This is a genomic window from Devosia yakushimensis (assembly GCF_030159855.1).
Classification (GTDB): domain Bacteria; phylum Pseudomonadota; class Alphaproteobacteria; order Rhizobiales; family Devosiaceae; genus Devosia; species Devosia yakushimensis.
This window is the reverse complement of the sequence record NZ_BSNG01000001.1, coordinates 1498698-1524464: the sequence shown is the minus strand read 5'-3', so window position 1 is coordinate 1524464 and position 25767 is coordinate 1498698. Positions and strand designations below refer to the sequence as shown.

Annotated in this window: 28 protein-coding genes; 12 read left to right on the top strand and 16 right to left on the bottom strand. The window is 62.8% G+C overall.

Going from position 1 to position 25767, the window contains the following annotated elements; genetic code table 11:
* Position 1: 1 nt before the first annotated feature.
* From QQL79_RS07550 to QQL79_RS07535, 4 genes are read right to left on the bottom strand one after another with little or no spacing between them, the layout of a single operon-like run.
* Positions 2–1543 (bottom strand): Ppx/GppA phosphatase family protein, encoded by a 1542-nt coding sequence (locus tag QQL79_RS07550; protein ID WP_284389478.1) that lies wholly within the window; start codon positions 1541–1543, stop codon positions 2–4.
* Entirely contained in the window at positions 1540–3711 is a 2172-nt protein-coding gene (locus QQL79_RS07545; protein WP_370461247.1) for an RNA degradosome polyphosphate kinase, read from the bottom strand. The genes QQL79_RS07550 and QQL79_RS07545 overlap by 4 nt, the downstream gene beginning before the upstream one ends.
* Complete coding sequence (locus QQL79_RS07540; protein ID WP_284389473.1) at positions 3704–4459, bottom strand: P-loop NTPase family protein; 756 nt, start codon at positions 4457–4459, stop codon at positions 3704–3706. The genes QQL79_RS07545 and QQL79_RS07540 overlap by 8 nt, the downstream gene beginning before the upstream one ends.
* Entirely contained in the window at positions 4437–5528 is a 1092-nt protein-coding gene (locus tag QQL79_RS07535) for an AI-2E family transporter (protein ID WP_284389472.1), read from the bottom strand. The genes QQL79_RS07540 and QQL79_RS07535 overlap by 23 nt, the downstream gene beginning before the upstream one ends.
* A gap of 133 nt (positions 5529–5661) precedes the next feature.
* Between QQL79_RS07535 and purM the strand changes: the two genes are divergently transcribed.
* The gene (gene purM, locus QQL79_RS07530; protein WP_284389470.1) at positions 5662–6738 is read left to right on the top strand and encodes a phosphoribosylformylglycinamidine cyclo-ligase; all 1077 of its coding nucleotides are present in this window, start codon (positions 5662–5664) and stop codon (positions 6736–6738) included.
* The gene (gene purN, locus QQL79_RS07525) at positions 6735–7343 is read left to right on the top strand and encodes a phosphoribosylglycinamide formyltransferase (RefSeq protein ID WP_284389466.1); all 609 of its coding nucleotides are present in this window, start codon (positions 6735–6737) and stop codon (positions 7341–7343) included. Before purM ends, purN begins: the two co-directional genes overlap by 4 nt.
* Here purN and QQL79_RS07520 read toward each other — a convergent pair.
* A complete protein-coding gene (locus tag QQL79_RS07520; RefSeq protein ID WP_284389464.1) occupies positions 7340–8251 on the bottom strand; it encodes a 5'-methylthioadenosine/S-adenosylhomocysteine nucleosidase in 912 nt (303 codons plus the stop codon). The two genes, purN and QQL79_RS07520, sit on opposite strands and share 4 nt — an antisense overlap.
* A 178-nt stretch (positions 8252–8429) precedes the next feature.
* Here QQL79_RS07520 and QQL79_RS07515 point away from each other — a divergent pair, with 178 nt between their 5' ends.
* Together QQL79_RS07515 and QQL79_RS07510 are read left to right on the top strand one after the other, a co-directional pair.
* Positions 8430–9323: a DMT family transporter gene (locus tag QQL79_RS07515; protein ID WP_284389462.1), complete on the top strand. Its 894-nt coding sequence runs from the start codon at positions 8430–8432 to the stop codon at positions 9321–9323.
* A 65-nt stretch (positions 9324–9388) separates the two neighbouring features.
* On the top strand, positions 9389–9973 hold the full coding sequence (locus QQL79_RS07510; RefSeq protein WP_284389460.1) for a carboxymuconolactone decarboxylase family protein: 585 nt from the start codon (positions 9389–9391) through the stop codon (positions 9971–9973).
* Positions 9974–10151: 178 nt separating this feature from the next.
* Here the strand turns inward: QQL79_RS07510 and gatB are convergent, their stop codons facing one another.
* The 3 genes from gatB to QQL79_RS07495 all read right to left on the bottom strand — a co-directional run bounded on the left by gatB (position 10152) and on the right by QQL79_RS07495 (position 12700).
* Complete coding sequence (gene gatB, locus QQL79_RS07505) at positions 10152–11651, bottom strand: Asp-tRNA(Asn)/Glu-tRNA(Gln) amidotransferase subunit GatB (RefSeq protein WP_284389458.1); 1500 nt, start codon at positions 11649–11651, stop codon at positions 10152–10154.
* Positions 11652–11861: 210 nt separating this feature from the next.
* On the bottom strand, positions 11862–12374 hold the full coding sequence (locus QQL79_RS07500) for a GNAT family N-acetyltransferase (RefSeq protein ID WP_284389456.1): 513 nt from the start codon (positions 12372–12374) through the stop codon (positions 11862–11864).
* 11 nt (positions 12375–12385) lie between these two features.
* Positions 12386–12700, bottom strand: coding sequence for a chorismate mutase (locus QQL79_RS07495; protein WP_284389454.1), 315 nt, complete (start codon positions 12698–12700; stop codon positions 12386–12388).
* A 263-nt stretch (positions 12701–12963) separates the two neighbouring features.
* Here QQL79_RS07495 and QQL79_RS07490 point away from each other — a divergent pair, with 263 nt between their 5' ends.
* The gene (locus QQL79_RS07490) at positions 12964–13221 is read left to right on the top strand and encodes a YjhX family toxin (protein ID WP_284389452.1); all 258 of its coding nucleotides are present in this window, start codon (positions 12964–12966) and stop codon (positions 13219–13221) included.
* Between the two features lie 303 nt (positions 13222–13524).
* On the opposite strand, the gene QQL79_RS07485 is transcribed toward QQL79_RS07490, so the two are convergent.
* The 6 genes from QQL79_RS07485 to QQL79_RS07460 all read right to left on the bottom strand — a co-directional run bounded on the left by QQL79_RS07485 (position 13525) and on the right by QQL79_RS07460 (position 17283).
* Positions 13525–13842: a hypothetical protein gene (locus tag QQL79_RS07485; RefSeq protein ID WP_284389451.1), complete on the bottom strand. Its 318-nt coding sequence runs from the start codon at positions 13840–13842 to the stop codon at positions 13525–13527.
* A gap of 118 nt (positions 13843–13960) precedes the next feature.
* Positions 13961–15445, bottom strand: coding sequence for an Asp-tRNA(Asn)/Glu-tRNA(Gln) amidotransferase subunit GatA (gene gatA / locus QQL79_RS07480; RefSeq protein WP_284389450.1), 1485 nt, complete (start codon positions 15443–15445; stop codon positions 13961–13963).
* Positions 15438–15896, bottom strand: a complete 459-nt coding sequence (locus tag QQL79_RS07475; protein WP_284389449.1) for a hypothetical protein — start codon at positions 15894–15896, stop codon at positions 15438–15440. Before QQL79_RS07475 ends, gatA begins: the two co-directional genes overlap by 8 nt.
* A complete protein-coding gene (locus QQL79_RS07470; protein ID WP_284389448.1) occupies positions 15893–16375 on the bottom strand; it encodes a GNAT family N-acetyltransferase in 483 nt (160 codons plus the stop codon). Before QQL79_RS07470 ends, QQL79_RS07475 begins: the two co-directional genes overlap by 4 nt.
* Positions 16375–16662, bottom strand: coding sequence for an Asp-tRNA(Asn)/Glu-tRNA(Gln) amidotransferase subunit GatC (gene gatC, locus QQL79_RS07465; RefSeq protein ID WP_284389447.1), 288 nt, complete (start codon positions 16660–16662; stop codon positions 16375–16377). The genes QQL79_RS07470 and gatC overlap by 1 nt, the downstream gene beginning before the upstream one ends.
* A gap of 87 nt (positions 16663–16749) precedes the next feature.
* Positions 16750–17283: a hypothetical protein gene (locus QQL79_RS07460; protein ID WP_284389446.1), complete on the bottom strand. Its 534-nt coding sequence runs from the start codon at positions 17281–17283 to the stop codon at positions 16750–16752.
* 69 nt (positions 17284–17352) lie between these two features.
* Here QQL79_RS07460 and ruvX point away from each other — a divergent pair, with 69 nt between their 5' ends.
* Positions 17353–17817 carry a Holliday junction resolvase RuvX gene (ruvX, locus tag QQL79_RS07455; RefSeq protein WP_284389445.1) on the top strand — a complete coding sequence of 155 codons (465 nt, stop codon included), beginning with the start codon at positions 17353–17355 and terminating at the stop codon, positions 17815–17817.
* Here the strand turns inward: ruvX and QQL79_RS07450 are convergent.
* Positions 17782–18762: an AraC family transcriptional regulator gene (locus QQL79_RS07450; protein WP_284389444.1), complete on the bottom strand. Its 981-nt coding sequence runs from the start codon at positions 18760–18762 to the stop codon at positions 17782–17784. The two genes, ruvX and QQL79_RS07450, sit on opposite strands and share 36 nt — an antisense overlap.
* Positions 18763–18901: 139 nt before the next feature.
* Between QQL79_RS07450 and QQL79_RS07445 the strand changes: the two genes are divergently transcribed.
* The 6 genes from QQL79_RS07445 to dprA all read left to right on the top strand — a co-directional run bounded on the left by QQL79_RS07445 (position 18902) and on the right by dprA (position 24513).
* Positions 18902–19732, top strand: a complete 831-nt coding sequence (locus tag QQL79_RS07445; protein WP_284389443.1) for an NmrA family NAD(P)-binding protein — start codon at positions 18902–18904, stop codon at positions 19730–19732.
* Between the two features lie 86 nt (positions 19733–19818).
* On the top strand, positions 19819–20307 hold the full coding sequence (locus QQL79_RS07440; protein WP_284389442.1) for an anthrone oxygenase family protein: 489 nt from the start codon (positions 19819–19821) through the stop codon (positions 20305–20307).
* A gap of 100 nt (positions 20308–20407) precedes the next feature.
* A complete protein-coding gene (locus QQL79_RS07435) occupies positions 20408–21406 on the top strand; it encodes an aspartate carbamoyltransferase catalytic subunit (protein WP_284389441.1) in 999 nt (332 codons plus the stop codon).
* Entirely contained in the window at positions 21403–22701 is a 1299-nt protein-coding gene (pyrC, locus tag QQL79_RS07430; protein ID WP_284389440.1) for a dihydroorotase, read from the top strand. The genes QQL79_RS07435 and pyrC overlap by 4 nt, the downstream gene beginning before the upstream one ends.
* 54 nt (positions 22702–22755) lie before the next feature.
* The gene (gene plsY / locus QQL79_RS07425) at positions 22756–23385 is read left to right on the top strand and encodes a glycerol-3-phosphate 1-O-acyltransferase PlsY (protein ID WP_284392835.1); all 630 of its coding nucleotides are present in this window, start codon (positions 22756–22758) and stop codon (positions 23383–23385) included.
* A gap of 27 nt (positions 23386–23412) precedes the next feature.
* The gene (dprA, locus tag QQL79_RS07420) at positions 23413–24513 is read left to right on the top strand and encodes a DNA-processing protein DprA (RefSeq protein ID WP_284389439.1); all 1101 of its coding nucleotides are present in this window, start codon (positions 23413–23415) and stop codon (positions 24511–24513) included.
* A gap of 464 nt (positions 24514–24977) precedes the next feature.
* Here the strand turns inward: dprA and QQL79_RS07415 are convergent, their stop codons facing one another.
* Entirely contained in the window at positions 24978–25670 is a 693-nt protein-coding gene (locus QQL79_RS07415) for an alpha/beta fold hydrolase (protein ID WP_284389438.1), read from the bottom strand.
* Positions 25671–25767 lie beyond the last annotated feature (97 nt).

Sequence of the window (25767 nt, the reverse complement as noted above, 5' to 3'; positions counted from 1 at the left end):
TTTAGCTCGTGGCCCGAATGAACGAAGCCTTGTAGCCGGCGAGATTGGCGAACTGGTCCAGCCGCCCACTCAGATGCTCGCCATCGAGAAAGGCGAAATCCTGCGGTAGCACGAGGGTCAGCGTCGGCCCCTCCACCTCGAAGCGGATGCGCGGCAGAATGCCGGGCATGGCCGCCGTCATCGGATAGGCGACGCGGAACAGCGCCCCGATCAGCTTGGCGCGCAGCATCTCCGCCTCGGGCGCAAGGCCGAGCAGCGGGTGATCGACGCCCTTCATCTTGAGGCCGCCATAGCGCACTGCAATGACCTGGCACAGGAAAGCGCGGCCCGGATGGTCGACGCCGGTCAATGAGCCATAGGCCACCGCATCGACGCTTTGCGAACCGCGATAATCCGGATGGGCGCGCCAGCCGATATCGGCCAGGAGGCACGCAACCGTGCGGAGGCGCGTTTCATCCGATGTCTCTGCAATGCCCGCAGCGGCGAAGTACTGACCGGTGAACTCAATCAGGTCATTGGCATGCGACGGCGACCGCGACCGCAGCACCGACAATTCCTCGGCGGCCTGGATCAATGGGTCGATTGCCTGTTCCTTGGCGTCCAGCAGGCCAAAAAGATAACCCTCGCGAACCCCCAGCGCCGAAAACATCACATTGGCAAACTTGCCGCTCTTGAGCACTTCGCCCAGAACGGCGGCGCCGAAGGGCACCAGGTCGCGGCGGGAGGAGCTGACGAAATCCGAACCGGGATAGTTCTTGAGCGAGCCCGCGGCGACGATTTCGGCACAAAGCGCGATCATATCCTCGGCCGGCACGACATAGTGCTGGACCATATGCAGCGGATAATCGCGCATGACCTGGTGCAGCTTGGCCAGCGCACGCCAGGTGCCGCCAATGGCCGCAAAGCTGTTGCCCGGGCTGATGGTCTTGAGAATGGACGTTTCGAGGCGCTCACGCACCAGGGCCGCGGCCTTGGCCGGATTGCCATCGCTGTCGTCCTGCAGCCGGATCACGCCGAGCTCGTGCGATTCCCCATTGGTGTCGTTGCCGTCGCGGATCGCGGAGAGTTCGAGGCTGCCCCCGCCCAGATCGCCCACAATGCCGTTGAACCCGGGAATGCCGGCCACCACGCCAAGCGCGGCGAAGTGGGCCTCGCGCTCGCCGCTCAGCACATGGACCTTGGTTTCCATGATGGCTTCGACGGCGGCGACGAAGTCGTCGCGATTGGCCGCATCGCGCACGGCCGAAGTCGCCAGCACATGAACTTTGCCGACCCGCATCATGCGGGCCACCAGGGCGAAGCGCTTTATCGCATTAAGCGCCTGGGCGACATTGGCGTCGGCCAGGCGTCCCGTCTGGGCCATCCCGCGCCCAAGGGCGCAGGCGGCTTTTTCGTTGTAGAGGGGTGTCAGCGAGCGCGCATGGCGCTCATAGACGACGAGGCGAACCGAGTTGGACCCGATATCGAGGACGGCCACAGGCTTGGCGCCTTTGATTCGCCCCTGTGCCGTCGGATCGGCATCGACGCCCCAGAATTGTGTCAAACCGTACCCTCGTCGCCTTCACCTATGCCGGCGCTGCCGCGACCCGACAGCGACGGATTGGTCATGAAGTAGTCATGCGCATTGAACGTTTCTTCGCCTTCGGCGATGCGCACCCGGTGTGAACTGCCGTCTGGCAACACTTCCCAGCTCTGCTGGTTGTCGCGCAGATAGGCAACCAGAATCCGGTCCAGAATCTGCTTATGCACGGTCTTGTTGAGAATCGGCACCATGATCTCGACGCGGCCATCAAGGTTCCGCCCCATGATATCGGCGGATGAGATGTAGACCCGCGCATTGGGATTGGGCATGGCCTCGCCATTGCCGAAGCAATAGATGCGGCTGTGCTCGAGGAACCGGCCGACCACCGATTTCACGCGGATATTGTCCGAGAAACCGGGAATGCCCGGACGCAGGCAGCAGATGCCGCGCACGATCAGATCGACCTTCACCCCAGCCTGGCTCGCGTCGTAAAGCGCGTCGATGACCTGCGGATCGACCAGGGAATTCATCTTGAGCAGGATGCTGGCGGGCTTGCCCTGGCGAGCATGCTCGATCTCGCGGCCGATATCGTCGATCAGCGTCTGGCGCAGATTGACCGGGGAAACCGCAATGGTTTCAAGCTCGGTCGGCCGGGCATAGCCGGTGATGAAATTGAACACCCGCGCCACATCGCGCGTGATGGCGGGATCGATGGTGAAATAGCTGAGATCGGTATAAATCTTGGCGGTGATCGGGTGATAATTGCCCGTGCCGATATGGCAATAGCTGACCAGCTTGCCCTTTTCGCGGCGGACCACCTGGCTCATCTTGGCGTGGGTCTTGAGCTCGATAAAGCCGAACACCACCTGCGCCCCTGCCCGCTCCAGGTCGCGCGCCCAGCGGATATTGGCTTCTTCGTCAAAGCGCGCCTTGAGTTCGACCAGGCACGTCACCGACTTGCCGGCTTCCGCCGCCATGACCAGCGCCTTGATAATCGGGCTGTCCGAGGAGGTGCGGTACAACGTCTGCTTGATGGCGACGACATCGGGGTCGCGCGCCGCCTGCATCAGGAACTGCGCCACCACATCAAAACTCTCGAACGGATGGTGGACCAGAATGTCCTTGGCCCGGATGGCGGCAAAGCTATCGCCATTATAGTCGCGGATGCGCTCGGGGAAGCGGGCGAGATAGGGCGTGAACTTGAGATCGGGGCGATCGACATCGCAGATCTTGCGAGCATCGGCGAGCCCCAGGAAGCCCTGCACCTCGAAGACGTCGCCTTCCTTGACGCCCAACTGCTCGCCGATCTGGCGCTTGAGGGCGCGGGGCATGGAGCTTTCGATTTCGAGCCGGATCACCTGGCCACGGCGGCGCTGGCGCAGCGCGGATTCGAACTCCACCACCAGGTCGGCCGCTTCGTCGTCGATTTCGATTTCGCTGTCACGAATGATGCGGAAGGCGCCCGAGCCGACCACTTCGTGACCCGGAAACATCTTGTGAAAGAAGAGCTTGACCAGGGTATCTATAGTAACAACTTCAGTCCGCCCTTCCGATACGAGACCGGTGGGCAGGTTGATGAAACGGTCAAGATTGCCCGGAATGCGCACCAGCGCGGTCAGCGGTTGGTCACTATCAGGGCGGCGCAGCTCGAAAGCCAGCGCCAGGCCCAGATTGGGGATGAATGGGAATGGGTGCGCCGGATCGACAGCGATCGGCGTCAGCACCGGGAAGATTTCCTCGCGAAACAGCTTTTGCAGGTAATTGACCTGATCGGCGCTGAGGTCATCCTGCTCGTGGATCACCACGTTCTGGGCAAAAAGCTCTTCGCGCAGGTTTTGCCAATGGTCCTGCTGCTCAAGCTGCAAATGCTGGGCGAGTGTTGCGATCTCTTCGAGCTGCTCGGCCGGGGTCAGCCCGTCCGCGCTCTGCTTGGACAGCCCTGCCCGCAGCTGGCCTTTAAGGCCGGCCACGCGGACCATGTAGAATTCGTCGAGATTATTGGCCGAGATCGAGACGAAGCGCAGCCGTTCGAGCAGCGGATGGCTTTCATTGCCGGCCTCTTCGAGCACGCGCATATTGAACTGCAGCCAGCTGACCTCGCGGTTGACGAACCGGGCCGGGCTGGTGCGGAGAGCCTCGGCGTCGGGCACGCCCGCATCGGCTTCGGCAAACTCGCTCATTTCATTCATCGTCGTGCTCATCCCAATCCTGTTCGTGCTGCTTCGCGCCGCGGGCGACCTGGCGGCGGTCGAGCGCATCGGCGGCGATGCTGCGGGTAATGGCCGTACCCTTTGCCAGGGCCAGCCTATCCATGAGGTCAGCAAGAATCACGACTTCCTCGGTTGAGCGCTCCATGCGCGCGACGAGGTAGCCGATAATTCTGGGATCGACCTTGATCTGTCGATCGCCGAACAGTTTCACGAACATCTGTGACAATTGAATGTCGTCCGTCATTTCAAGGCTGAAAGCGGTTGCCCGCCGGGCCCGTGAGCGGACATCATCGGTCGCCAGCGGCCAATTCGCAACCTCTTCCCGCGCCGTCAGCAAAATGGCGCGCTGGTCGCGCATGGATTGGTTGAGCAGGTGAAAAAGCCCCGCCTCATCATAGCCCAGGCGATCCACATCCTCGACCACCAGCGGGGTCTGTCCGCCTTGCGTCGCCAGCGCCTCCAGTTCATCGACACCAGCGAAATGCGCGCCGCTCCGATCGGCAAAAATCCGCGCCAGATGCGATTTCCCCGAAGCCGCAGGCCCGATCAGCAGCGTCAGCGGCTCGGACCAGTGCGGAAAAGCAAAAATCCGGCCATGGGCCAGTTCATTGCCCTCGCCCACCAGAAAATCGGCTTCACCCTGGGCAGGCGTGTGCGACAGCTCGAAGGCGAGCTGCCCGCTGGCCTCACTGGCATCGTCCATGTCAGGCCGCGCTGGCATCGCCATCGGCGTCCCCATTGGTGCCCTTGTAAAGCGTGCTCGCCTTGTATTTTCGCACGCCATAGCGGATCAGCACGCCCACAATGGCCGCAAGCGGCACCGCCAGCAGCAGCCCGACAAAACCGAACAGCGCGCCGAAAGCCAGCAGGGCGAACATCAGCCAGACCGGGTTGATGTTGATCGAGGAGCCGACCAGCTTGGGATAAAGGATATTGCCCTCGATAAACTGCCAGCCCAGGAAAATGGCGCAGACGGCCACCACCATCCAGTAATTGGGCCAGAACTGCACGATGGCGATGCCGACCGACAGCGCAAAGCCGAAGGCGAAGCCCACAAACGGAATAAAGCTGAGCAACCCGGCCATCAGGCCGACCGCCAGCCCGAAATTGAGGCCGATCAGGCTCAGCGCCGTGGCGTAATAGGCAGCGTCGATCAGCAGCACGCCGCCCTGCCCGCGAATAACGCCCGCCATGGATTTGTCGATATCGCCGAGGATGCCGTTGATTTCCCCGCGCGAATCCCGGGGCAGCAGCCCCTGCAACCCGCGCACCATGCCCTCCCAGTCGAGCAGCAGATAGAAGGCCACGACGGGTGTCAGCAGCGTGAAGCCGATGACGCCGGCCCCGGTCAGTCCGATATTGACCAGCTCCGCCGGTAGCGTGGCGATAAAACCGAGCACCTGGCTCGCCATGCCGCTGATGCTGGTCTGCAATTGCGCAGCCCGTTCCGGCCCCAGCCATTCATTGATTTCCGGCGACCATTTGGTGACCAATGCCTGCAGGTCCGTAACGTAGCCGGGCAGGCGCTGGACCAGGCCGATGACCTGTTGGCCGATCAGCGGCACCAGCATGAAGAACAGGCTGACAATGATGGTGATCACGCAGAGCAGCACCACCGCCGTGGCCCAGCCACGGCTGAAACGCCACTTCTGCAACTGGTTGACCAGCGGATTGAGCAGATAAGCCAGCGCCGCGCCCACCACGAATGGCAACAGGATGCCGCGGAACAGCCAGAGCAGCAGTACCAGCACCACCAGGAACGCGACCCAGATCAGGACTTGATTGCGCAGTGTCATCTTGCCGTACGGCCCTTGCGTCGGAATGGTGGAGAAGCTATCAGGCCCTCTAGCTTCCGGCTCCGGCGTTGGCAACCGACTTTGCTTTCCGGTAATGGCTTTGCGCACGCTTTCCCCAAACGGTTCCAAGCCTATGTCCGATCCACAAAACCTGACACCAAACGGCCTTTCATACAAGCAGGCAGGCGTCGACATCGATGCCGGCAATGCGCTGGTAGAAGCGATCAAGCCAGCCGTTCGTTCCACGCGCCGCCCCGGCGCCGATGGCGAGATCGGCGGCTTTGGCGGCTTGTTCGATCTCAAGGCAGCCGGATTTACCGATCCGGTGCTGGTCGCGGCCAATGACGGGGTGGGCACCAAGCTCAAGATTGCCATCGATACCGGCAATCATTCGACTATCGGCCAGGACCTGGTGGCCATGTGCGTCAACGACATCATCGTGCAGGGCGCCGAGCCGCTGTTCTTCCTCGACTACTTCGCCACCGGCAAGCTCGATGTCGAACAGGGCACCGCCATCGTCTCGGGCATTGCCGAGGGCTGCCGCATTGCTGGCTGCGCGCTGATCGGCGGCGAGACCGCCGAAATGCCCGGCATGTATCACGGCAACGACTATGACCTCGCCGGCTTTGCCGTTGGCGCCGCCGAGCGTGGCGCCCTCCTGCCCCGCCCCGATATCGCGGCCGGCGACACCCTCGTGGCCATCGCCTCGTCGGGCGTCCATTCCAACGGCTATTCGCTGGTCCGCAAGATCGTCGAGATTTCCGGCATCGACTGGTTCATGGACGCGCCCTTCGCGCCCGGCCAGTCGCTCTCCGAGGCCCTGCTAACGCCCACCCGCATCTATGTGAAGCCACTGCTTGCCGCGCTCAAGGCCGGCATCGGCATCAAGGCCTTGGCCCATATCACGGGCGGCGGCTTCATCGACAATATCCCCCGTGTGCTGCCCGACCATCTGGCCGCCCATGTCGATCTAAACGCCATTACCGTGCCCAAGGTCTTCGGCTGGCTCAGCCATGTCGGCGGCATGGACACCAGCGAAATGCTGCGCACCTTCAATTGCGGCGTCGGCATGCTGGTCGCCGTCACGCCCGAGGATGCCGAAAAGCTGGTGGAACATCTCACCGCCGCCGGCGAAACGGCCTCCATCGTCGGCAAGCTCACCGAGCGCACCGGCGAGCCGGTGACCTTTGAAGGCGCGCTCTCGCTGTGAGCGTTCGCCGCATCGTTCCAGGCAAGAAACGCGTCGCTATCCTGATTTCGGGCCGCGGCTCGAATATGCAGGCCTTGATACAGGCTGCGAAGCATGCCGATTATCCGGCTGAAATCGTTGGGGTCTTTTCCAACAAGAGCGATGCACCCGGCCTCGAATATGCTCGGGCCAATGGGGTGCCCACGGCCACCCGTTCGCACAAGGACTTTGCCTCGCGCGAAGCGTTTGACGCCGTGATCGATGCAACGCTTGAAGATTGGGAGGTGGATTACGTCTGCCTTGCCGGCTTCATGCGCATCTTTTCCAACGGCTTTGCCCGCAAATGGACCGGGCGGATGCTCAATATCCACCCCTCCCTGCTGCCCAAATACAAGGGCCTGCACCCCCATCAGCAGGCGCTGGACGATGGCGCCACGGTTCACGGCTGCACCGTCCATTGGGTCATCCCCGAACTGGATGACGGCCCGGCAATCCTCCAAGCCGAAGTACCGATCCTGCCCGGCGACACGGCCGAAACCCTGGCCGAGCGCACCCTGGCCGCCGAACATCGCATCTACCCCGAGGCCCTGCGCATGCTGGCCTCGGGCGAGATCGCGCCGCTCTAGTTTGGCAGCGCAGCGATGAAGGCCGTCACCACGGCCGCTGAATTGGCCGAGGCCAGTCCCATGAACGTGCCCATCTCGTTTTCGCCTTCGCCGCCGCCGGCTAGGTCCGAGAGCGAACGGAAGGCGATGAACGGCACGTCATTGGCGTAGGCCACATGCGCAACGGCCGCGCTCTCCATATCCAGCACCTGGGCCTCGAATGTGCCGAAAGCATATTCGCGGAAGGCCGCGTTATCGACGAATGCCGCGCCGGACACGCCATTGCCCCCGACATAGATGCCGGGCGCTGTGGTGAGGCAGGCATTGGCCTCGACGCAATCTTCTAGGTTGATCTCGGCCGCGACCTTTTCGGCCACCGCCAGCAGATCCGGATCGACGGCAAACCAGAACCTGTTCTCCGGCTCAGCCCCCTCACGGGCAATGCTGACTTCCTGCGGGAAGATCATGCCGAAATTGGGAAACGGCGCCTCCAGGAAGGGCGGCGGCGTGAATTCGCCCTCGCTGGTCTCACGCGCCAGGATCACATCGAGATATTGCCCCCATTGAGCCGGCACGATGACATCCCCGATATGCCGCTCCGGATTGACGCCCCCGGCGATGCCAGAAAAGACGATGCTTTCGACATTAAACACGTCCAGCGCAAGCTGCGACGTCATCGCCGCATTGACCATGCTGACCCCGGTCAGGAACAGCACGACCGGCTTGCCCTCGATCAAGCCCGTCGCGAAGGTCGTGCCGTTGACTTTATAGTCCTTGCGCTCGCTGAGTGCGTCCTGCAGCGCGATCCATTCGGGCGCGAAGGCCGACATCACGGCAATGCGCGGCGTGGCGTCCAGTGTTTCGGCGGCCAGCCCTGGCGTGACAGTCAGGGTAGCGAGCAAGGCGGCGGCAATTTTGGTTTTTTGCATTTTTCCCTCATTGTTATGCCAGCAAAGACTATTGAGCCCGGCCCCGCCCGACCATTGCCGGTCCTGCATGGCAGCATTCTCCCATCAGCGACGCTTATGGCATCCATCGTCAAAATCGGTTCGACCTTTGTTCTGGTCAGGCGTAGGTTCGCCTCGCTAACGGGCTGGGAGGAATCACATGGCCACGCGTGACTGGGCATTGCTCATCTTTGTCGGCAGCATCTGGGGATGCTCGTTCCTGTTCAATGCCGTTCTCATTCGCGAGCTGGGGCCGATCTGGGTCGCGGCCGGCCGTGTGAGCATTGCGGCTGTTGCCAGCTGGATCATCTTCTTCGCCCTGCGCAAACCGTTGCCGCGCGATCCCATGCTCTATCTCAAGCTGGGCCTGTTGGGTGTCTTCAGCTATGCCCTGCCCTTTACGCTCTTCCCCCTCGGCCAGGCCCATATTCCCAGCGGGCTCACGGCGATCATCAACGCGCTGACCCCGATCCTCACCGTGGTCGTCGCCCATTTCTGGCCCGGCGGGGAGAAGGCCAGGCTGAACAAGGCGCTCGGCGTTGTGGCTGGCTTTGCCGGCGCGGCGCTGCTGGCCTCACCGGCGCTGACCGGCGGGCATGCCGGGGATCAGCTCATCGGCATCGGCTTCTGCCTGTTGGCCACCATTCTCTATGCCGTCACGCTCAATGTCGCCCGCAGCTTCCGCATGGTCGAACCAACGACCCTGGCCACCATCGCCATTACTGGCGCAGCCATCGTCTCAGTGCCCGTCGCCTTTGCCTTCGAGGGTGTTCCGCATGCAACGCGCCCGGAAACCTGGGCCGCCTGGCTGGCCCTTGGCCTGTTCTCGACCGCATTGACCTTCCAGATCATGTACCGGCTGCTGCCCCGCATCGGCGCCACCAATTTTGCCTCCAACACCTTCATTTCGCCTGTGGTCGCCATCATTCTTGGCGTGACGCTGTTGGGCGAAACCATCCTGCCGGTGCATATCGCGGGCATGCTGCTGGTTTTTGTCGGCCTGCTCTGCATCGATGGCCGCATACTCAAGCTGGGGCGCCGCGCCCCCGCGTGACGCCGGCCTTTGCCTTTTGCCGCGGCGGCGCTACGATCCCGCCGCGGTAACTGGAGAACAACCCAGTGTTTCTCAAGACTGTTGACCCCAAGGAGGCGACAGGGGACGTCGCCCAAATCTACCAGCATGAACTGCAAAGCATCGGCTTCGTCATGGAGGCGACCCGCTGCTGGACCTCGCGGCCGGAGGTGCTTGCGCTCTATGAGCAGTTCTCGGAAGGCATCAAGGCAAACTTTTCTCTGGGCATGCGCGGCTGGCGGCTCATCACCTTCGTCGCCGCCAAACAGGTTCCCTCGACCTATTGCACCCATGTCTATGCCCGATCGCTGACCCGGGAGCTCGGCTCCAAGGACAGGGTGCTCGCCCTGCAGCGCGACTATCGCGCGGCCGGATTGTCGGAAAAGGAAGTCGCCATGCTGGCCTATGCCGAACAGGTCGCCCGCGACGCCTCCAAGGTCACCCGCGCCGATATCGATGCCCTGCGTGCGGTAGGCTTTACCGATATCGAAATTTCCGACATCGCTCTCTGCGCCTCATTCCGCTGCTTCCTCAGCCGCTTCTTCGACGCAACGGGAGCAACACCCGAACCGGTCTTCTTCGATGCCGACCCGGTCTTCCGGGATGCGATGACGGTGGGCAAGCCGATTTAAGTGGCACGGCTATCGGAGGGCCCCACAGTGTCATTCCCGCGAAAGCGGGAGCCTCTGTTTTGCTGCACTCGTCACTACGTCATTCCCGCGCAGGCGGGAATCCATTCTTTCTTGCCAATCCATGGTCGCAAGAGTGGATTCCAGCTTTCGCGGGAATGACTCCGTGGGTGGGTGCTATCTACTCCAGCCCCAACTTCTTCTTCATCAGTTCGTTGAGCGCCTGCGGATTGGCCTTGCCGCCCGAGGCCTTCATGGCCTGCCCGACGAACCAGCCGATCATGGTCGGCTTGGCCAGCACCTTGGCGACCTGGTCGGGATTGGCGGCGATGATTTCGTCGACGATCTTTTCGATCGCCCCCATATCGGTCACCTGCTTCATGCCGCGGCGCTCGACGATGTCGGCCGGCTCGCCCTCGGGCTCCTCGGCGATGATGATCTGCAGTAGATCCTTGGCCAGCTTGCTCGAAATGGTGCCCGCGGCCGTCAGATCGACAATCCCGGCGATCTGGCTGGGCTTGAGATGGGTTTCCCACACCGCCAGGCCCTGGCTATTGGCATAGGCCGCCACGTCGGCATTGAGCAGGTTGGCAACGGCCTTGCCGTCGCGCTTGGTGCCGCCATGGGCCACGCAGGCCTCGTAATAGTCGGCCGTCTCGCGGTCGAGCGTCAGCACCATGGCGTCATAGGGCGTCACGCCATAATCGGTGATGAAGCGGGCCTGCTTTTCGTCCGGCAGTTCCGGCAGCTTTTCAGCCAGCATGGCGATGAAGGCGTCGTCGAACTCGAGCGGCAGCAGGTCGGGATCGGGGAAATAGCGATAGTCATGCGCTTCTTCCTTGGACCGCATGGAGCGCGTTTCGCCCAGCTTGGGGTCGAACAGGCGCGTTTCCTGGTCGATGCTGCCGCCATCTTCGAGAATGTCGATCTGGCGGCGCGCCTCATATTCGATAGCCTGGCCGGCAAAGCGCACCGAATTGACGTTCTTGATTTCGCAACGCGTGCCGAATTCGCCGCCGGGACGACGCACCGATACGTTGACGTCGGCGCGCATGGAGCCCTGCTCCATATTGCCGTCGCAAGTGCCGAGATAGCGCAGGATGGTGCGCAGCTTGCTGAGATAGGCCTTGGCCTCGTCAGACGAGCGCAGATCGGGCTTGCTGACGATTTCCATCAGCGCCACGCCCGAGCGGTTGAGATCGACAAAGCTCATATTGGGATGCTGGTCGTGGATGGACTTGCCCGCGTCCTGCTCCAGATGCAGCCGCTCGATACCGATTTCGATGCTCTCCCCGTCGACATCGAGCAGCACCTTGCCCTCGCCCACGATGGGATCCTTGAACTGGCTGATCTGATAGCCCTGCGGCAGATCGGGATAGAAATAGTTCTTCCGGTCAAACACGCTGCGCTTGTTGATGGCGGCCTTGAGCCCCAGCCCGGTGCGTACCGCCTGGCGCACGCATTCCTCATTGATGGTGGGCAGCATGCCTGGCATGGCCGCATCCACGAAGCTCACATTGGAATTGGGTGGATTGCCGAATTCCGTCGAAGACCCGGAGAACAGCTTGCTCTCGCTCGTCACCTGCGCATGCACTTCCATGCCGATGACCACCTCCCAATCGCCGGTGGAACCGGCAATGAGGCGCTTCGGATGGGGGGTACGGGTATCGATCAGAGTCAATTGAGCAGTCCTAAGCGGAAGGCAGGAATATGCGAAACGCATAGTGCCTGGGGGCGACGGATGCAATTGTTTTGCACCGCGATAGCCCCACCCACTGGCACTTCCCGCGGACTTGATCCGCGGGCCTCTCGTCGCTTCCACTGCGTTGGGAGTGATCCGCGGATCAAGTCCGCGGAAGGCGAATGTGGGTGGGATAAAAGGTGAGGGTTTCTAATCCTCGTCGTCGATCTCGCCTTCGAAGGGGTCGAGCCGTTTTTCGAGGTGGACGCTCATGAAGGGCTCATGAGCCGCCCTGCCGTCGGGGCGCAGCGCGAGGATACGGTAGCCTTGCTTCTCATAGAAACGCACCGCGCGCACATTATCAGCGGGTGTCTCCAGATGCACCCGATCGGCGCCTTCGAGTTCGAGCATGGATTCCATGCGGCGCAGCAGCATGGAGCCCAGCCCGTGGCCCTGCAATTCGGGCATGACGAACAGGAAGGGAATATAGGCGCGGCGGGCCGAGCGCGAGCACCAGGCCACGGCAATGCCGTCGACTTCGGCGACGATGATGCGCGAAATGGTTTCCGACACGGCCTGGGCCAGGCGGCGTTGTTCGGCCTCGCGCATGCCGGGTTTTTCGGTCAAGAGCGGCAGAATGCTGCTTTCCCAGGCCCGATAGGCAATATCAGCCAGCCGGTGGCCATCCTTGGGCTCTGCCTTGCGCATTGTGATACCGGGCATGGGACCTCTCCCTATTCCGCGCGGCGGCGGGCCGCGATGATGCCCTTCTCGTAGTTGATGTTCCAATCGATCAGGGTACGCCATACAAGTTCGGCCTGATCTTCGTCGAGATCAAGAGCCAAACTGCGATCCCGGACCCTGGCGATGACAGCTTCGATACGCGTGGGGTCGCGCGCCTCATGCGGATCGGTCTTGATCTCGGCCATGCGCGTCACATAGCGGTGCCGCTCGGCAAACAGATGCAGCAGCGCCTGATCGATCCGGTCGATCTCGATGCGAACGTCATCCTTGGTTTCACACTGGGCGGGCGATTTCTGAGCGGTCACGGCAAAATTCCAGTCAAGCTAGGGCTGTTGCTGGTTTGCACCGATAGGCCGAGGATTTCAACCATTCTGCATGGCCAGACTTGGCGGAAAGTCAGCTCGCCGCTATTTAAAGCCCATGTTTAGTCAGTCTGAAACCGTCTGAAGCCCCGTCCAATCGCGACGGGGCAAGAATGAACAATCGGCCATCCTGCGCGATGCGGGTGGCGGATAGCGTTTGTTCGCGGGTTGCGTAGCGCGCCCGCAGGCACAGGCCCTAGACTTTCATGGATATTTCGAAAAACGAACAGCGGGTGCTGCATGCACTCGCTCAGGGCGGCCGCATTGCGCTGCTCAGGGACGACAATGGCAAGGTCACCGGCCTTGAATTCTACAATCGCGACGGCTGGCTGATGAACAATTGCACGCTTGCGCTGTTCAAGAAACTCAAGGCCAAGAAGGCGATCAAATCATCGGGCGGCAAGCCGTACCGGATCACCAAACGCGGCTTGGAGCTGGTGCGGAGTGAGGTGAATAACCGGTAGACGGTTTGCGATGGTCTGGGAGACATCCCCAACCACCGCGTCATTCCGGCGTAGGCCGGAATCCATGCTGAAGATTATCCCGACGCTGGATGTGTGCGAAGGGCCACGGATATGGATTCCGGCCTGCGCCGGAATGACACCGCGTATTGATTGGGTTCCACGCCCCCCTAACCACCGCGCTTCCCTCGGGCTTGACCCGAGGGCCACTCTCAACACGGCACAAACGACGAGAGGCCCTCGGGTCAAGCCCGAGGGAAGCGATTGTGGTGGGTGGGATGGTGCTCTGGGAGTGGGTTAAGCCCCCTAGTGCCTTGTCACGTCACTCAGCGCTGCCGCGATATGTTCCCATTCCTGCGAAACACTGGCAGTCGCCCGGCGCTTGCCGGCGCGGCGATACCAGTAATCGGCATTGCCCATATCCGCCTCGATCCAGTGCATCAGCGCATGCACCCAGTCGAATTGCTGCACACCTTCCATGGCCTGCACGATGAGGTGAGCCTGTTCCCATTCCGGGCCCACGCGCAGGCCGCCCTTTTTGAGCCACCACAGCGCCTGCAGCGGCTTGCTCATGTCCTTGGGCGGCTCGGACCAGTCGAGCGAGGTGAAAATATCAGCGGCCATCGGCGAAGTTCCTGTCGGCCCGGACGCCGCCATGGGCCGCGTCACAACCAGTTTCAATTTGTGCATGGGCGCCAAGTAGTGCGGATTGACGCCGGGATCAAGTCACCCCGGCGTTGCACTACCACCACTGCTTGGGCGAGAAGTCGGTATCGGCGCTGCGTTCGATCACCCGGCCAGCGGCGAAAAGCGTCTCTTCGTCGAAGGGCTTGCCGATCAGCTGCAGCCCCAGCGGCAGCCCTTTCCCGTCCTTGCCGGCCGGAACCGCGATGCCGGGCAGGCCCGCCATGTTGACCGTGACGGTGAAAACGTCCTGCATGTACATGGCCACCGGGTCGGCCGCGAGCGTCTCATCGCCAATGCCGAAAGCCGCCGAGGGCGTTGCCGGGGTCAGGATGGCGTCGACGCCGGCATGGAAGGCATCTTCGAAATCCTTCTTGATCAGCGTGCGCACCTTCTGTGCCTTGACGTAATAGGCATCGAAATAGCCGGCCGACAGCACATAGGTACCGATCATGATGCGCCGCTTGACCTCGCGGCCGAAACCGGCGGCGCGGGTCAATTCGTACATGTCGGTAATGTCCTTGCCCGATACGCGCAGCCCGTATTTGACGCCGTCATAGCGGGCCAGGTTGGACGAGGCCTCGGCCGGCGCCACGATGTAATAGGCCGGCAGGGCATATTTCGTATGCGGCAGCGAGATGTCCTTGACGGTGGCGCCTTCGGCCTTGAGCCATTCCAGCCCCTGGCTCCACAGCTTCTCGATCTCGGCCGGCATGCCATCCATGCGGTATTCGCGCGGCACGCCGATGGTGAGGCCCTTGACGCCCCGCTCCACCGCAGCGGCAAAATCGGGCACTGCGATATCGACGCTGGTCGAATCCTTGGCGTCGAACCCGGACATGGAGGTCATCAGCAGCGCGGTATCTTCCACCGTGCGGGCGATCGGGCCGGCCTGGTCAAGCGAGGAGGCAAAGGCCACCACGCCCCAGCGCGAACAGCGGCCATAGGTCGGCTTGATGCCGACGGTACCGGTGAGCGCCGCAGGCTGGCGGATCGAGCCACCGGTATCGGTTGCGGTTGCCCCGGCGCAAAGCCAGGCGGCCACGGCAGCAGCCGAACCACCCGAGGAGCCGCCGGGCACCAGATTGGCATTGCTGCCTTCGGCGCGGATCGGATTGATCACCGGGCCGTAATAGGAGGTTTCGTTGGACGAGCCCATGGCGAATTCGTCCATATTGAGCTTGCCCAGCATCACCGCGCCATCGCGCCACAGATTGCTCGTCACGGTCGATTCATATTCGGGCTTGAAGCCATCGAGGATATGGCTGGCCGCCTGGGTATGCACGCCCTTAGTGCCGAACAGGTCCTTGATGCCAAGCGGAATGCCTTCCAACGCCCCGCCCTGCCCCTTGCCGAGCCGGTCGTCGCTGCCCTTGGCCATATCGAGCGCCTGTTCCCCGGTCACGGCCACATAGGCATTGAGCGCGGGATTAGCCGCTTCGATCGCCTTGAGATAGGCGCCGGTCAGTTCGGTCGAAGTGAAGCTCTTGTCCTTGAGCCCCTTGCGGGCCTGGGCAAGGCTCAGTTTGGTCAGGTCAGTCAACGGGGATCTCGCTCAGATTGTCGCAGCGGTAATACAAAGTCGCGCCCGGCGTAACGGTCGCGTCGGAGGCCTCGAAAACACCGGCAGCCTGCATGGCTGCGTCGTAGGACGAGACCACCTGGATGGTCTTTTCGTCATAGGGCGTTATGGCAAATGTGTCGGGGTAGACTTCACCCAGCGCATCGCAAATCCCCGTGGCGAGGAAGGAGCGATTGGTCGGGTGGCTTTTGACGTCGAAAAAGTCGCAGCTATATTCCAGCGACTGGATGCCGCCGGAAAAGGTCATCACCGCGATATTGGCGTCGGACATGGCATCGGCCCCGCCCTTTTCCAAAGCCTCGCAGGTCTCGGGCGGCGTGACGTAAAGCTTGCTCTGGTCGATGGTAAATTCGGGCTGGGCGAAGGCCGGCGCGGCCAAGAGACCCAGGCCCAGGACGAGTATCGTTCTCATGCTGTCTGCTCCTGCCGAACCGGCTTTTCGAAAAATGCCGACCATTCGCTATCGGGATAGTCCAGGAACGGGCCGCGCAAAGTAAAGCCGCTGCGGGAATAGAGCCGCTGCGCCGCATCGAAGCCCGGCCCCGTGCCCGTTTCGAGCATGAGCTGGCCGAGCCCCTTTTCCGCCGCCAGCGCCTCGATCGCCGCGAGCAGTGCCGACCCCACCCGCTTGCCGCGGATTTCCGGGTCGGTGAACATGCGCTTGACCTCGCCCAGCTCGGCCGAATGCACTTTGAGCGCACCGCAGCCAATGGCCTGCCCGTTTTCGTCGCGGGCGACGAACACGGTCGTATCGGCCCCCGCCATTTGCTCGACCGTCATCTTGAACTGGAATTCGGGCGGCGATAGCGGCAGCAGATGCGCGTTGAGTTTTTCGACCAGCACGCGCACATCGTCCTGCAAGGGCGTTTCGATGGCGATCGAGACGGTCATTATTCGACCACCTTGGGCACCATGAAGAAATCGTCTTCGCTGAGCGGGGCATTGCTGACTATTCTGTCGGCATAGCCGCCATCGCTGATCACGTCATCGCGGCGGCGCAGCTTCATCGGCGTCACAGAGGTCATCGGCTCAACCCCGGCAACATCGACTTCGGCCAGTTGTTCGACAAAGCCGAGGATGGCATTGAGCTCGCTCTGGTAGCCGGCCACTTCATCTTCTTCGATGCGAATGCGGGCCAGGCGCCCGATGCGCTTTACGGTTGCGGCATCGACGGACATGTCAAACTCCAGAAAACAGCGGCACGATTTTTCGCGTTCTAGCAACGGAGCGCCACAAAAGACAATGAATTTGGCTGATGCCTCGCATCAGACTTCCAATGCCATGGCCGGCTCGAGCGCCATGAGCCCGGTTCCATCGAGCCGATCCCGCAACGCGGCCACAGCCATATCGACATCGCTCTCCTTGCCGCCCAGCACCAGCAGCTTGGGCGGCGAGGCCTCCAGCAGAGCCTGGCCGAGCGCGGCGATCCGCTCGCCGTCACCCAGCAAAACGACAACCGCATCGTCCGCCCAACGGCCCAGAACCGGCAGCGTATCGGTTACCAACAGCAATGGCGGCTCACCCACGGCGTCGACCAGAACTGCCCCCTGACCGGCCCGAAGCGCAGCAATGACCTCCGGCGCTTTGCCTTCATCGAGCAACCGCGCCGGCCGCCTCGGTTTCCAACCTGCCGCATCGACATCGGCCAGCCCGTTGCCGTGCGATTCGAACTGCATATCCGCCCCGGACACCAGTTCCGCCGCATCGATTCCTTCGGGCGCGGCACCGGCATCCATCACCAAAATCTGCCCACCAATATGTATCCGCAGCGTCGTGCCGCCAAACCAGGTGAGTTTCATCGCTGCTTTCCTGTCGCCATTTGCCTGGCGAGCCTATAGGACGGAAATGATGAAGCAAGCCAGCATGCCATGACCGACGATCTACCCGTCAATCCGCTCGAATCGATTCCCCCCAATGGCAAGATCCTTGGTCTCGACCTGGGCACCAAGACAATTGGCGTCGCGATTTCCGACGCCATGCGCTATTCGGCCACGCCGCTCGAGACCATCAAGCGCACCAAGTTCACCCAGGACGCCATCCGGCTCGAGGAGCTGATCGCCCAGAATAATGTGGTGGCCATCGTCCTCGGCCTGCCGCTCAACATGGATGGCTCCGAGGGGCCTCGGGTGCAGTCCACCCGCGCCTTTGCCCGCAGCCTGGGCCAACGCATCGCCCTGCCCATCGCCTTCTGGGACGAACGCCTTTCCACCAGCGCGGTCACGCGCATGATGATCGACGCCGATCTGCGCCGCGACCGGCGCGCCGAGATCGTCGATAAGTTGGCGGCCAGCTATATTCTACAAGGCGCTCTGGATCGCTTGCGGCGCGGCTAGCTTGCGCACGCCACCCGGCGGAATGCCGAAGAACTGCTTGAAGGCACGTCCGAACGCGGCTTCGGACTGATACCCCGCCCGGCTCGCGACAGACCCCACCGGCTCGCGGGTCTCCAGCAATTGCGCCCGCGCCAGATGCAGCCGCCATTGCGCCAGATATTGCATGGCCGGTTGCCCCACCAGTTCGGTGAAACGCGCTGAAAAGGCCGAGCGTGACATCCCGGCTTCGCTCGCCAGGTCCGCAACGCTCCAATCATGGTCCGGCTGGCGGTGCATCAGCGCCAGCGTCCGGCCGAGCTGCCTGTCGCGCAGCGCCGCCAGCCAGCCCAGATTGGCTTCGGGCGCGCGGTCGAGCCAGGTGCGGATGGCCTGGATCACCATGATGTCGGCCAGGCGCGTCATCACCGTTTCCCCGCCGGGTCGCATGGCGCTGGCCTCGCGCGCGATCAGCGACAGCGTGCTTTGCAGCCAGCTGCCAATTTCGTCCTCCCAGGCATCGATGCGCAGCATGTCTGGCAGCAAGGCGACGAGCCGCTTGGCCGCAACATGGTCGAACTGCACCACGCCTGCCGTGGCGCGGGTCATTTCGCCGCCGCCGCCATGCTGCATGATTTCGTAGCGGTCACTGACCTTGTTGACCGGAATGTCAAAGAGCGGCGTGGGCACGGCATCCGGGGCGCTCAGCAGGTCGTAATTATTGCCATGGGGCAGCAATACCATGGTGCCCTGCTGCAGCGGCACCGGTTCTTGTCCCGGCAGCCGCAGCCAGCAGCGGCCCGAGGTGACGATCACGAACATCATGGAATCGATCAGTCGCGGCATGACCAGGCCCCAGGGCGCGGTCATCTCGGCGCGGCAATAGAGCGTGCCGGTCAGGTGCAGCATATGCAGCACTTCACCCAATGGGTCGGACAATGGCACAGGCTGGAAATGAGCGTCGGTCATGAGCTCCTTATAACGCCCTACAGGCACATAGTCCACAGACCTGGACGACCTGCATATTTTGACGGCGTTCACAACATTGATGATCCAGATGGCGCGGCGCATCTTGCTTGCATCGCAACACCACTAGGGATCAACGCAAATGACACAGACCTCACCCATCCTGGTTATCGGCGCCACCGGCAAGGCCGGCAGCCGTATCGTCGCCAAGCTCGAAGCCCTCGGCCATCTCGTGCGCGGCGCTTCCCGCAGGTCCTCGCCGGCCTTTGACTGGGAAGACGAGACCACCTGGGCCCCTGCCCTGGCCGGCGCCGAAATCGTCTTCGTCGCCTTCGTGCCCGATCTGGCCGCCAAGGGCGCGCCGGAAGCCATCGAGAAATTTACGGCAAAGGCCGCCGCGGCCGGCGTCAAGCGGGTCGTCCTGCTCTCCGGCCGCGGCGAAGACAATGCCATGCGCAGCGAGGCCATCATCCAGGCTTCGGGACTGGGCTACACCATTGTCCGCGCCAGCTGGTTCAACCAGAATTTCAGCGAGGGGCACTTCCTTCCCGCGGTGCTCGAAGGCTTCGTCTCCCTGCCCGCCAGCGACAAGAAGGAGCCCTTTATCGACGTCGATGACATTGCCGATGTCGCCGTCGCAGCCCTGACGGACGAACGCCATCTCGGCCAGGTCTATGAAGTAACCGGCCCGCGCCTTTTGACCTTTGCCGAGGCCGTGGCCGAGATCAGCGCCGCCTCCGGCCGCCCCGTCACCTATGCCCATATCGCGCTTGCCGATTTCCACGCGGCCCTAGTGCCTGAAGTCGGCGAGGCCACCGCAGATTTTCTGCATGATCTCTGCGAAGAGGTCTTCGATGGCCGCAATGAGCATGTGAGCGACGGCGTGCAGCGCGCCCTCGGCCGGGCCCCACGCGACTTCGCTGATTTCTGCAAGGAACAAGCCGCTGCGGGCGCTTGGAACGCCGCCGTCTGATCCTACGCAGGGCGCCCTACGGGCGCCTTGCCGATCCCCTGCAATAGCGGCACTCTCGTCCGCCGCCTGAACCCAATGAGGATATCATGCAAACTTCTGCCCCGATCGTCGGCCTCCTCGCCCTGCTTGCCAGCGGGCTGATGGCAGGCCTGTTCTACGCCTATTCCGTCTCGGTCATCTGGGGTCTTAGTCGTGCCGATCCCCGGGCCGCCATCGACAGTTTCAACGGCATCAATGTTGCCATTCTCAATCCGCTGTTCCTGCTGGTCTTTATGGGCGTGCCAGTGCTCGCCGCCATTGCCGCCTTTCTCTACTGGCAATCGGGCCTGCCGGCGACCGCTTGGCTCTTTGCGGGGGCGGCCATCGTCTACGCCGTGGGCACAATTGGCGTCACCATGGCCGTGAATGTGCCGATGAACGAAGCGCTCGCCAAAGTGGTCATGCCGCAGGATGTCAATGCCGCCCGCCAGATCTGGGATGGTTTTGCCTCCGGCTGGATGCCGTGGAATCATATCCGCGCCGCGACCTCGACGCTTGCCCTGCTGCTTGCCGGCATCGGCCTCTACCTCGCCTGAGGGATCAACGGCCCCATCGGCCGTTGATTTCCTTGCCTTTGGGCTTGCCCCCCAACGCCCCCTCCGCTAGACCGCTGCAAATATCGCAGGAATGGAGCGCATGGCACCTACTCGCGCCAGCAACACCTCGACGCCCGCCGGTTCGACCGGCGATTTTCCCCCTTTCAATCAGCGCCATCTGCTTTCGATAGCCGACCTCAAGCAGCACGAGATCATCGACCTGCTCGATCGCGCCGAACGCATGGTTCCGGTGAGCCGGCAGGAGAGGAAGACCCTCCCCACGCTCTCCGGCAAGACGCAGATCAACCTGTTCTTCGAGCCATCGACCCGCACCCAGGGCTCGTTCGAGATTGCCGGCAAGCGCCTGGGCGCCCTGGTCATGAACATGTCGGTCAAGACCAGCTCGGTTTCCAAGGGCGAGACCCTGGTCGACACCGCCACCACGCTAAACGCCATGCGCCCCGACGTCATCGTCGTCCGCCATTCTGCGGCCGGCGCGGTGGAACTGCTCTCGCAGAAAGTGGGCTGCGCGGTCATCAATGCCGGCGACGGCGCGCATGAGCACCCCACCCAGGCCCTGCTCGATGCCCTGACCATCCGCAATCACAAGGGCCGCATCTCCGGGCTCACCGTCGCCATCTGCGGCGACATCGCCAATTCCCGCGTGGTGCGTTCCAACCTGCTGCTGCTCGGTGCGCTCAATGTACGCACCCGCGTCATTGCCCCGCGCAACCTGCTGCCCGCCGGCATCGAGCACCTCGCTACCGAAGTCTTCACCGACATGCGCGAGGGCCTCAAGGATGTCGACGTGGTCATGATGCTGCGCCTGCAGCACGAGCGCGCCAATGGCCGCATGATCCCCTCGGTCCGCGAATATTACCGCTTCTATGGCCTCGACGCGGAAAAGCTGAGCTTTGCCAAGCCCGACGTCATCGTCATGCATCCCGGCCCGATGAATCGCGGCGTCGAGATCGACCCCGCCATTGCCGATGGTCCCGCCTCGGTGGTCACCGAACAGGTCGAAATGGGGGTCGCCGTGCGCATGGCCGTGCTCGATGCCCTGCTGCCGGCCAGAAATACTGAGGGGAATGAAGCATGAGCCGTCCCCTTCTCATCGAAAATGCCCGCGTCGTCGATCCGGCTTCGGGCACCGACCAGCAGGGTGCGGTTCTCATCGAGAACGGCGTCATTTCCGATCTCGCCCTTGGCGGTCCGGTCGGCGTGCCCGAAGATGCCGAAGTCATCAACGCCAACGGCCATATGCTGGCGCCAGGCCTGATCGACATGCGCGTCTTTACCGGCGAGCCCGGCAAGGAATATCGCGAGACCCTGGCCTCAGCCGGTGAAGCCGCCGCTGCCGGTGGCGTCACCAGCTTCGTCATGATGCCCGACACCACCCCCGTGGTGGACGACAGTGCGCTCATCGATTTCCTGATCCGCCGCGCCAAGGCCACCAGCAAGGTCAATGTGCTGCCCGCCGCCGCCATCACCAAAGGGTTGGACGGGCAGGAAATCACCGAATTCGGCCTGCTCAAGGAGGCCGGCGCCGTCTGCCTCACCGATGGCCGCCGCTCGATCCAGTCCACCTCGCTGCTGCGCACGGTGATGAGCTACGCTGCCAATTACGGCCTCACCGTCGTCCACCATGTCTCCGACAAGGGGCTCACCGGCGATGGCGTAATGAACGAGGGCCTTTTCGCCACCATTCTGGGCCTCAAGGGCATTCCGCGCGAAGCCGAGACCATTCCCCTGGCCCGCGACCTGCAATTGGCCGCCCTCACCGGCACCAAATACCACGCCGCCCAGATCTCCTGCGCCGCATCGGTGGACCTCGTCGCCGCCGCCAAAAAGCGCAACGCATCGGTTACCGCCGGCATCTCGATCAACAATCTGGCGCTCAACGAAAACGACATCGGCCGCTACCGCACCTTCTTCAAGCTGGGAACGCCGCTGCGCTCCGAGGATGACCGCCAGGCCGTCATCGATGGCCTGCGCAACGGCACCATCGATACCATCCATTCCGATCACGATCCGCAGGATTCCGAGGTCAAGCGGCAGCCCTTCGCCGAAGCCTCCGATGGCGCCATCGGCCTCGAAACTCTGCTGGCCGCCGCCCTGCGCCTCGTCCATTCCGGCGACGTCGACCTGCTGACGGTTCTGCGTGCCATGACCAGCCGCCCCGCCGAAATCCTGGGCCTCTCCTCGGGACGCATCGCCAAGGGTGCCCCGGCCGACCTGATCCTGGTCGATCTGGATTATCCCTGGCAGGTCACTGAGCACGAAATCCGTTCGCGTTCGCACAATACCGCCTTTGAAGGCGCGCGACTTGCTGGCAAGGTGCTGCGCACAATCGTAGGCGGGCAAACCGTCCACACCCATGTCGAGGAGAGCTGATCCGTGACGGATTCCTATGTCCCGATGTTCGCCACCTGGCTGTTCGGCGGCGCCATGCTGCCGGGCCTCCTGGTTGCGCTGGTCATCGCTTACCTCTTTGGCTCTATTCCCTTTGGCCTGTTTCTGACTCGCGCGGCCGGGCTGGGCGATATCCGCCAGATCGGGTCGGGTAACATCGGCGCCACCAATGTGCTGCGCACCGGCAATCGCTGGATCGCGGCGGCAACGCTGCTGCTGGATGCCGCCAAGGCCGCCGTTGCTATTCTGGTGGTGCGTACCCTGCTCTATAGTCCCGACCTGCCCGTTGGCGGCGACCGTGCCCTGCCGCTCTATCTGGCGGCTTTGGGCGCGTTTTTGGGCCATTGCTTTCCCGTCTGGCTCGGCTTCAAGGGCGGCAAGGGCGTTGCCGTCATGATCGGGAGCCTGCTCACCCTGTCCTGGCCGGTCGGGCTGATTTTCTGCGCGGTCTGGCTGCTCATTGCCTTCACGCGCAAGCTCTCCTCGCTCGCGGCCCTGACGGCCGCTGCCACCGCGCCGATCTTTGCCTATGTGGTGGTCGATGAATGGCTGGCGGCCACTGCGGCGCTGCTGGCCATCCTGCTCTTCTACCAGCATCGCGAAAATATCGCCCGGCTGATTGCCGGCACCGAGCCCAAGATCGGCGCCGAAAAGAAGGCCTCATAGGCTTTGGCGCTGCGCTCGGGTGGTACCATGTTGACCCCGTCGCAGCGCGTTGCCTGGCTTCGGCTGCTGCGCACCGACAATGTCGGTCCGGTCACCTTCCGCCAATTGCTCAACCGGTTCGGCTCAGCCGAAGCGGCCATCGAGGCCCTGCCCGGCCTGCTCAAGCGCACGGGCAAGCCACTGCGGATCACCACGCAGTCGCAGGCGGAAGACGAGATTGCCGGGCTCGAACGGTATGGTGCGCGCCTTGTGGCCACGGGCGAACCCGCCTTTCCCGAATTGCTCGATCACATCCCGGCTCCGCCGCCGCTCATCACCATGGCAGGCGGCGAAAATCTTGATTGGCAGCGCACGGTCGGCATTGTCGGCGCCCGCAATGCATCTTCCGCCGGCATCAAGATGACGCGCCTTTTGGCGGCTGATCTCGGCGAACGCGGCTATACAATTGTGTCCGGCCTCGCCCGCGGCATCGACACCGCCGCCCACCAGGCAAGCCTGAGCACCGGCACCATTGCCGTATTGGCCGGAGGCTTCGACCAGATCTATCCGGCCGAAAATATCCCGCTCGCCCACGATATCCTGGACAATGGCGGCGCCCTGCTCACCGAAATGCCGCTGGGCTGGGAACCGCGCGCCCGCGACTTCCCCAGGCGTAACCGGCTGGTTTCGGGTCTTTCGCTCGGCATTGCCGTTGTCGAGGCAGCCAAGCGCTCTGGCTCGCTGATCACCGCGCGCCTGGCCCTTGAGCAAAACCGCGATGTTTTCGCCGTCCCGGGCTCCCCGCTCGATCCGCGCGCCGAGGGCGGCAATTCGCTCATCCAGCAGGGCGCCAAGCTGATCACCAATGCCCAGGACATTATCGAAGCCCTGGGCAGCGCCGATCCGGCTCGCAGCGCCCTTTTCGATCCGCCATGGACGCCCGATTCCGGACCTGAGACCGAGCCGCCGGGCGACGATGAACGGTCGCGCCTCCTCGCCGCCCTCAGCGCCACCCCGGTCGAAATCGACGAATTGATCCGCCAATCCAGCCTCACCGCCGCCGCCATGCAGATGCTGCTGCTCGAACTCGACCTGGCCGGCCAGATCGAATGGTCGAGCGGTCAGTTGGTGGCACTGAAATATAGCTGAGGGTACCGCGCTGACCTCCTCACGGAATGAGGCGTTAGCGACAGTTCGGTTGCACCACCCCCGCAAAACCCACAATCGCTTCCCTCGGGCTTGACCCGAGGGCCACTCGCCGCTCATGCCGGGTTGAGGCTGATCCTCGGGTCAAGCCCGAGGAAGGCGACTGTGAGGAGGAGCAATAAAGGGGTACTTCCGCGGCCAGACTATTCCTGATCGCCCAACCACCCACAACGTCATTCCGGCGCAGGCCGGAATCCATGCTGCGCCCTAACCTCACGCTGGATGGCGTTGATAGCCCAAGTGCCTCGGGCGCGAAACATCTGGGCACCATCCTCGCCACATCCACCGGCGCTTTCCTCGGGCTTGACCCGAGGACCATTCACCGCTTGCACCGGGTTGAGAACGGCCCCCGGGTCAAGCCCGAGGGAGGCGATTGTGCGAGATCAGGGGATCAAGATTGTATCCCCCTAAATCGCCTCCACCAGCACCGCCACAAGCTCGTCCGGCGCATCAATCGCGATATCGTGCCCACTGGCGATCCGGTGCACTGTCCAACCCTCTTCCTGTTCGTATTTCCTGGCCATGTCGGCAAACAGGTCCCAATTGGTCGCCTGAACGAAGGCCCTCTTACTGATATTGCGATAGGCTCCGGTTACCCTTTGCCGTTGCGTCAGTGTTGCGGTGGGCTGCGGCGTCGCCTTGGCATCCACCCAGAGCCGGTCGGCCTCGCTCACATAATCGCCTGGCGAGGTGGGCGGCGCGTCCGTCAGCGGCCCGTCCAATTCCCAATCCGGCACCAGGTCGGAAAAGGATTGATTGTCGCCGGGAATGAACGGCTCGACAAACACCACCGATGCAATCCGCTCGGGGATGCGCTCGATCACCCCGGTCGTGACCATTCCGCCATAGGAATGGCCGACCAATACGACATCGTTCAGGTCCTTCCAGACGATCTCGTTGACGATGTCGGCGATATGCGTCTGCATGTCGACACCCACCCCGGCCAGGTGCGAGCGCTCGCCCAATCCGGTCAGCGTCGGCGCGAAGGCGCGGTGTCCCAGATCGTGCAGCCGGTCGACGACGCGCTGCCACGCCCAGCCGCCTGCCCAGCCGCCATGCACGATCACGAAATTAGTTCTGTCGCTATTGATCCCGCTCATGGTTCATCCCTCCCCTAACGGCTAGCCAAACTTGCATATTTGCTTGCATTTTACAACCAGTTGTATTTTGCCAAATTACTGCTAGTCTCGCACGGTT

Coding starts and splice junctions, on each gene's coding strand:
- gatC (WP_284389447.1), bottom strand. CDS start 16,662: ATGTCCGTCGATGCCGCAACCGTAAAGCGCATCGGGCGCCTGGCCCGC.
- QQL79_RS07500 (WP_284389456.1), bottom strand. CDS start 12,374: ATGCCCGGTATCACAATGCGCAAGGCAGAGCCCAAGGATGGCCACCGG.
- QQL79_RS07535 (WP_284389472.1), bottom strand. CDS start 5,528: ATGACACTGCGCAATCAAGTCCTGATCTGGGTCGCGTTCCTGGTGGTG.
- QQL79_RS07475 (WP_284389449.1), bottom strand. CDS start 15,896: ATGAGAACGATACTCGTCCTGGGCCTGGGTCTCTTGGCCGCGCCGGCC.
- QQL79_RS07450 (WP_284389444.1), bottom strand. CDS start 18,762: ATGACCGACGCTCATTTCCAGCCTGTGCCATTGTCCGACCCATTGGGT.
- QQL79_RS07440 (WP_284389442.1), top strand. CDS start 19,819: ATGCAAACTTCTGCCCCGATCGTCGGCCTCCTCGCCCTGCTTGCCAGC.
- QQL79_RS07470 (WP_284389448.1), bottom strand. CDS start 16,375: ATGACCGTCTCGATCGCCATCGAAACGCCCTTGCAGGACGATGTGCGC.
- ruvX (WP_284389445.1), top strand. CDS start 17,353: ATGACCGACGATCTACCCGTCAATCCGCTCGAATCGATTCCCCCCAAT.
- QQL79_RS07445 (WP_284389443.1), top strand. CDS start 18,902: ATGACACAGACCTCACCCATCCTGGTTATCGGCGCCACCGGCAAGGCC.
- QQL79_RS07415 (WP_284389438.1), bottom strand. CDS start 25,670: ATGAGCGGGATCAATAGCGACAGAACTAATTTCGTGATCGTGCATGGC.
- QQL79_RS07515 (WP_284389462.1), top strand. CDS start 8,430: ATGGCCACGCGTGACTGGGCATTGCTCATCTTTGTCGGCAGCATCTGG.
- plsY (WP_284392835.1), top strand. CDS start 22,756: ATGCTGCCGGGCCTCCTGGTTGCGCTGGTCATCGCTTACCTCTTTGGC.
- QQL79_RS07545 (WP_370461247.1), bottom strand. CDS start 3,711: ATGAATGAAATGAGCGAGTTTGCCGAAGCCGATGCGGGCGTGCCCGAC.
- QQL79_RS07520 (WP_284389464.1), bottom strand. CDS start 8,251: ATGCAAAAAACCAAAATTGCCGCCGCCTTGCTCGCTACCCTGACTGTC.
- QQL79_RS07485 (WP_284389451.1), bottom strand. CDS start 13,842: ATGGCCGCTGATATTTTCACCTCGCTCGACTGGTCCGAGCCGCCCAAG.
- QQL79_RS07490 (WP_284389452.1), top strand. CDS start 12,964: ATGGATATTTCGAAAAACGAACAGCGGGTGCTGCATGCACTCGCTCAG.
- QQL79_RS07540 (WP_284389473.1), bottom strand. CDS start 4,459: ATGGCGATGCCAGCGCGGCCTGACATGGACGATGCCAGTGAGGCCAGC.
- QQL79_RS07460 (WP_284389446.1), bottom strand. CDS start 17,283: ATGAAACTCACCTGGTTTGGCGGCACGACGCTGCGGATACATATTGGT.
- dprA (WP_284389439.1), top strand. CDS start 23,413: ATGTTGACCCCGTCGCAGCGCGTTGCCTGGCTTCGGCTGCTGCGCACC.
- QQL79_RS07435 (WP_284389441.1), top strand. CDS start 20,408: ATGGCACCTACTCGCGCCAGCAACACCTCGACGCCCGCCGGTTCGACC.
- purM (WP_284389470.1), top strand. CDS start 5,662: ATGTCCGATCCACAAAACCTGACACCAAACGGCCTTTCATACAAGCAG.
- pyrC (WP_284389440.1), top strand. CDS start 21,403: ATGAGCCGTCCCCTTCTCATCGAAAATGCCCGCGTCGTCGATCCGGCT.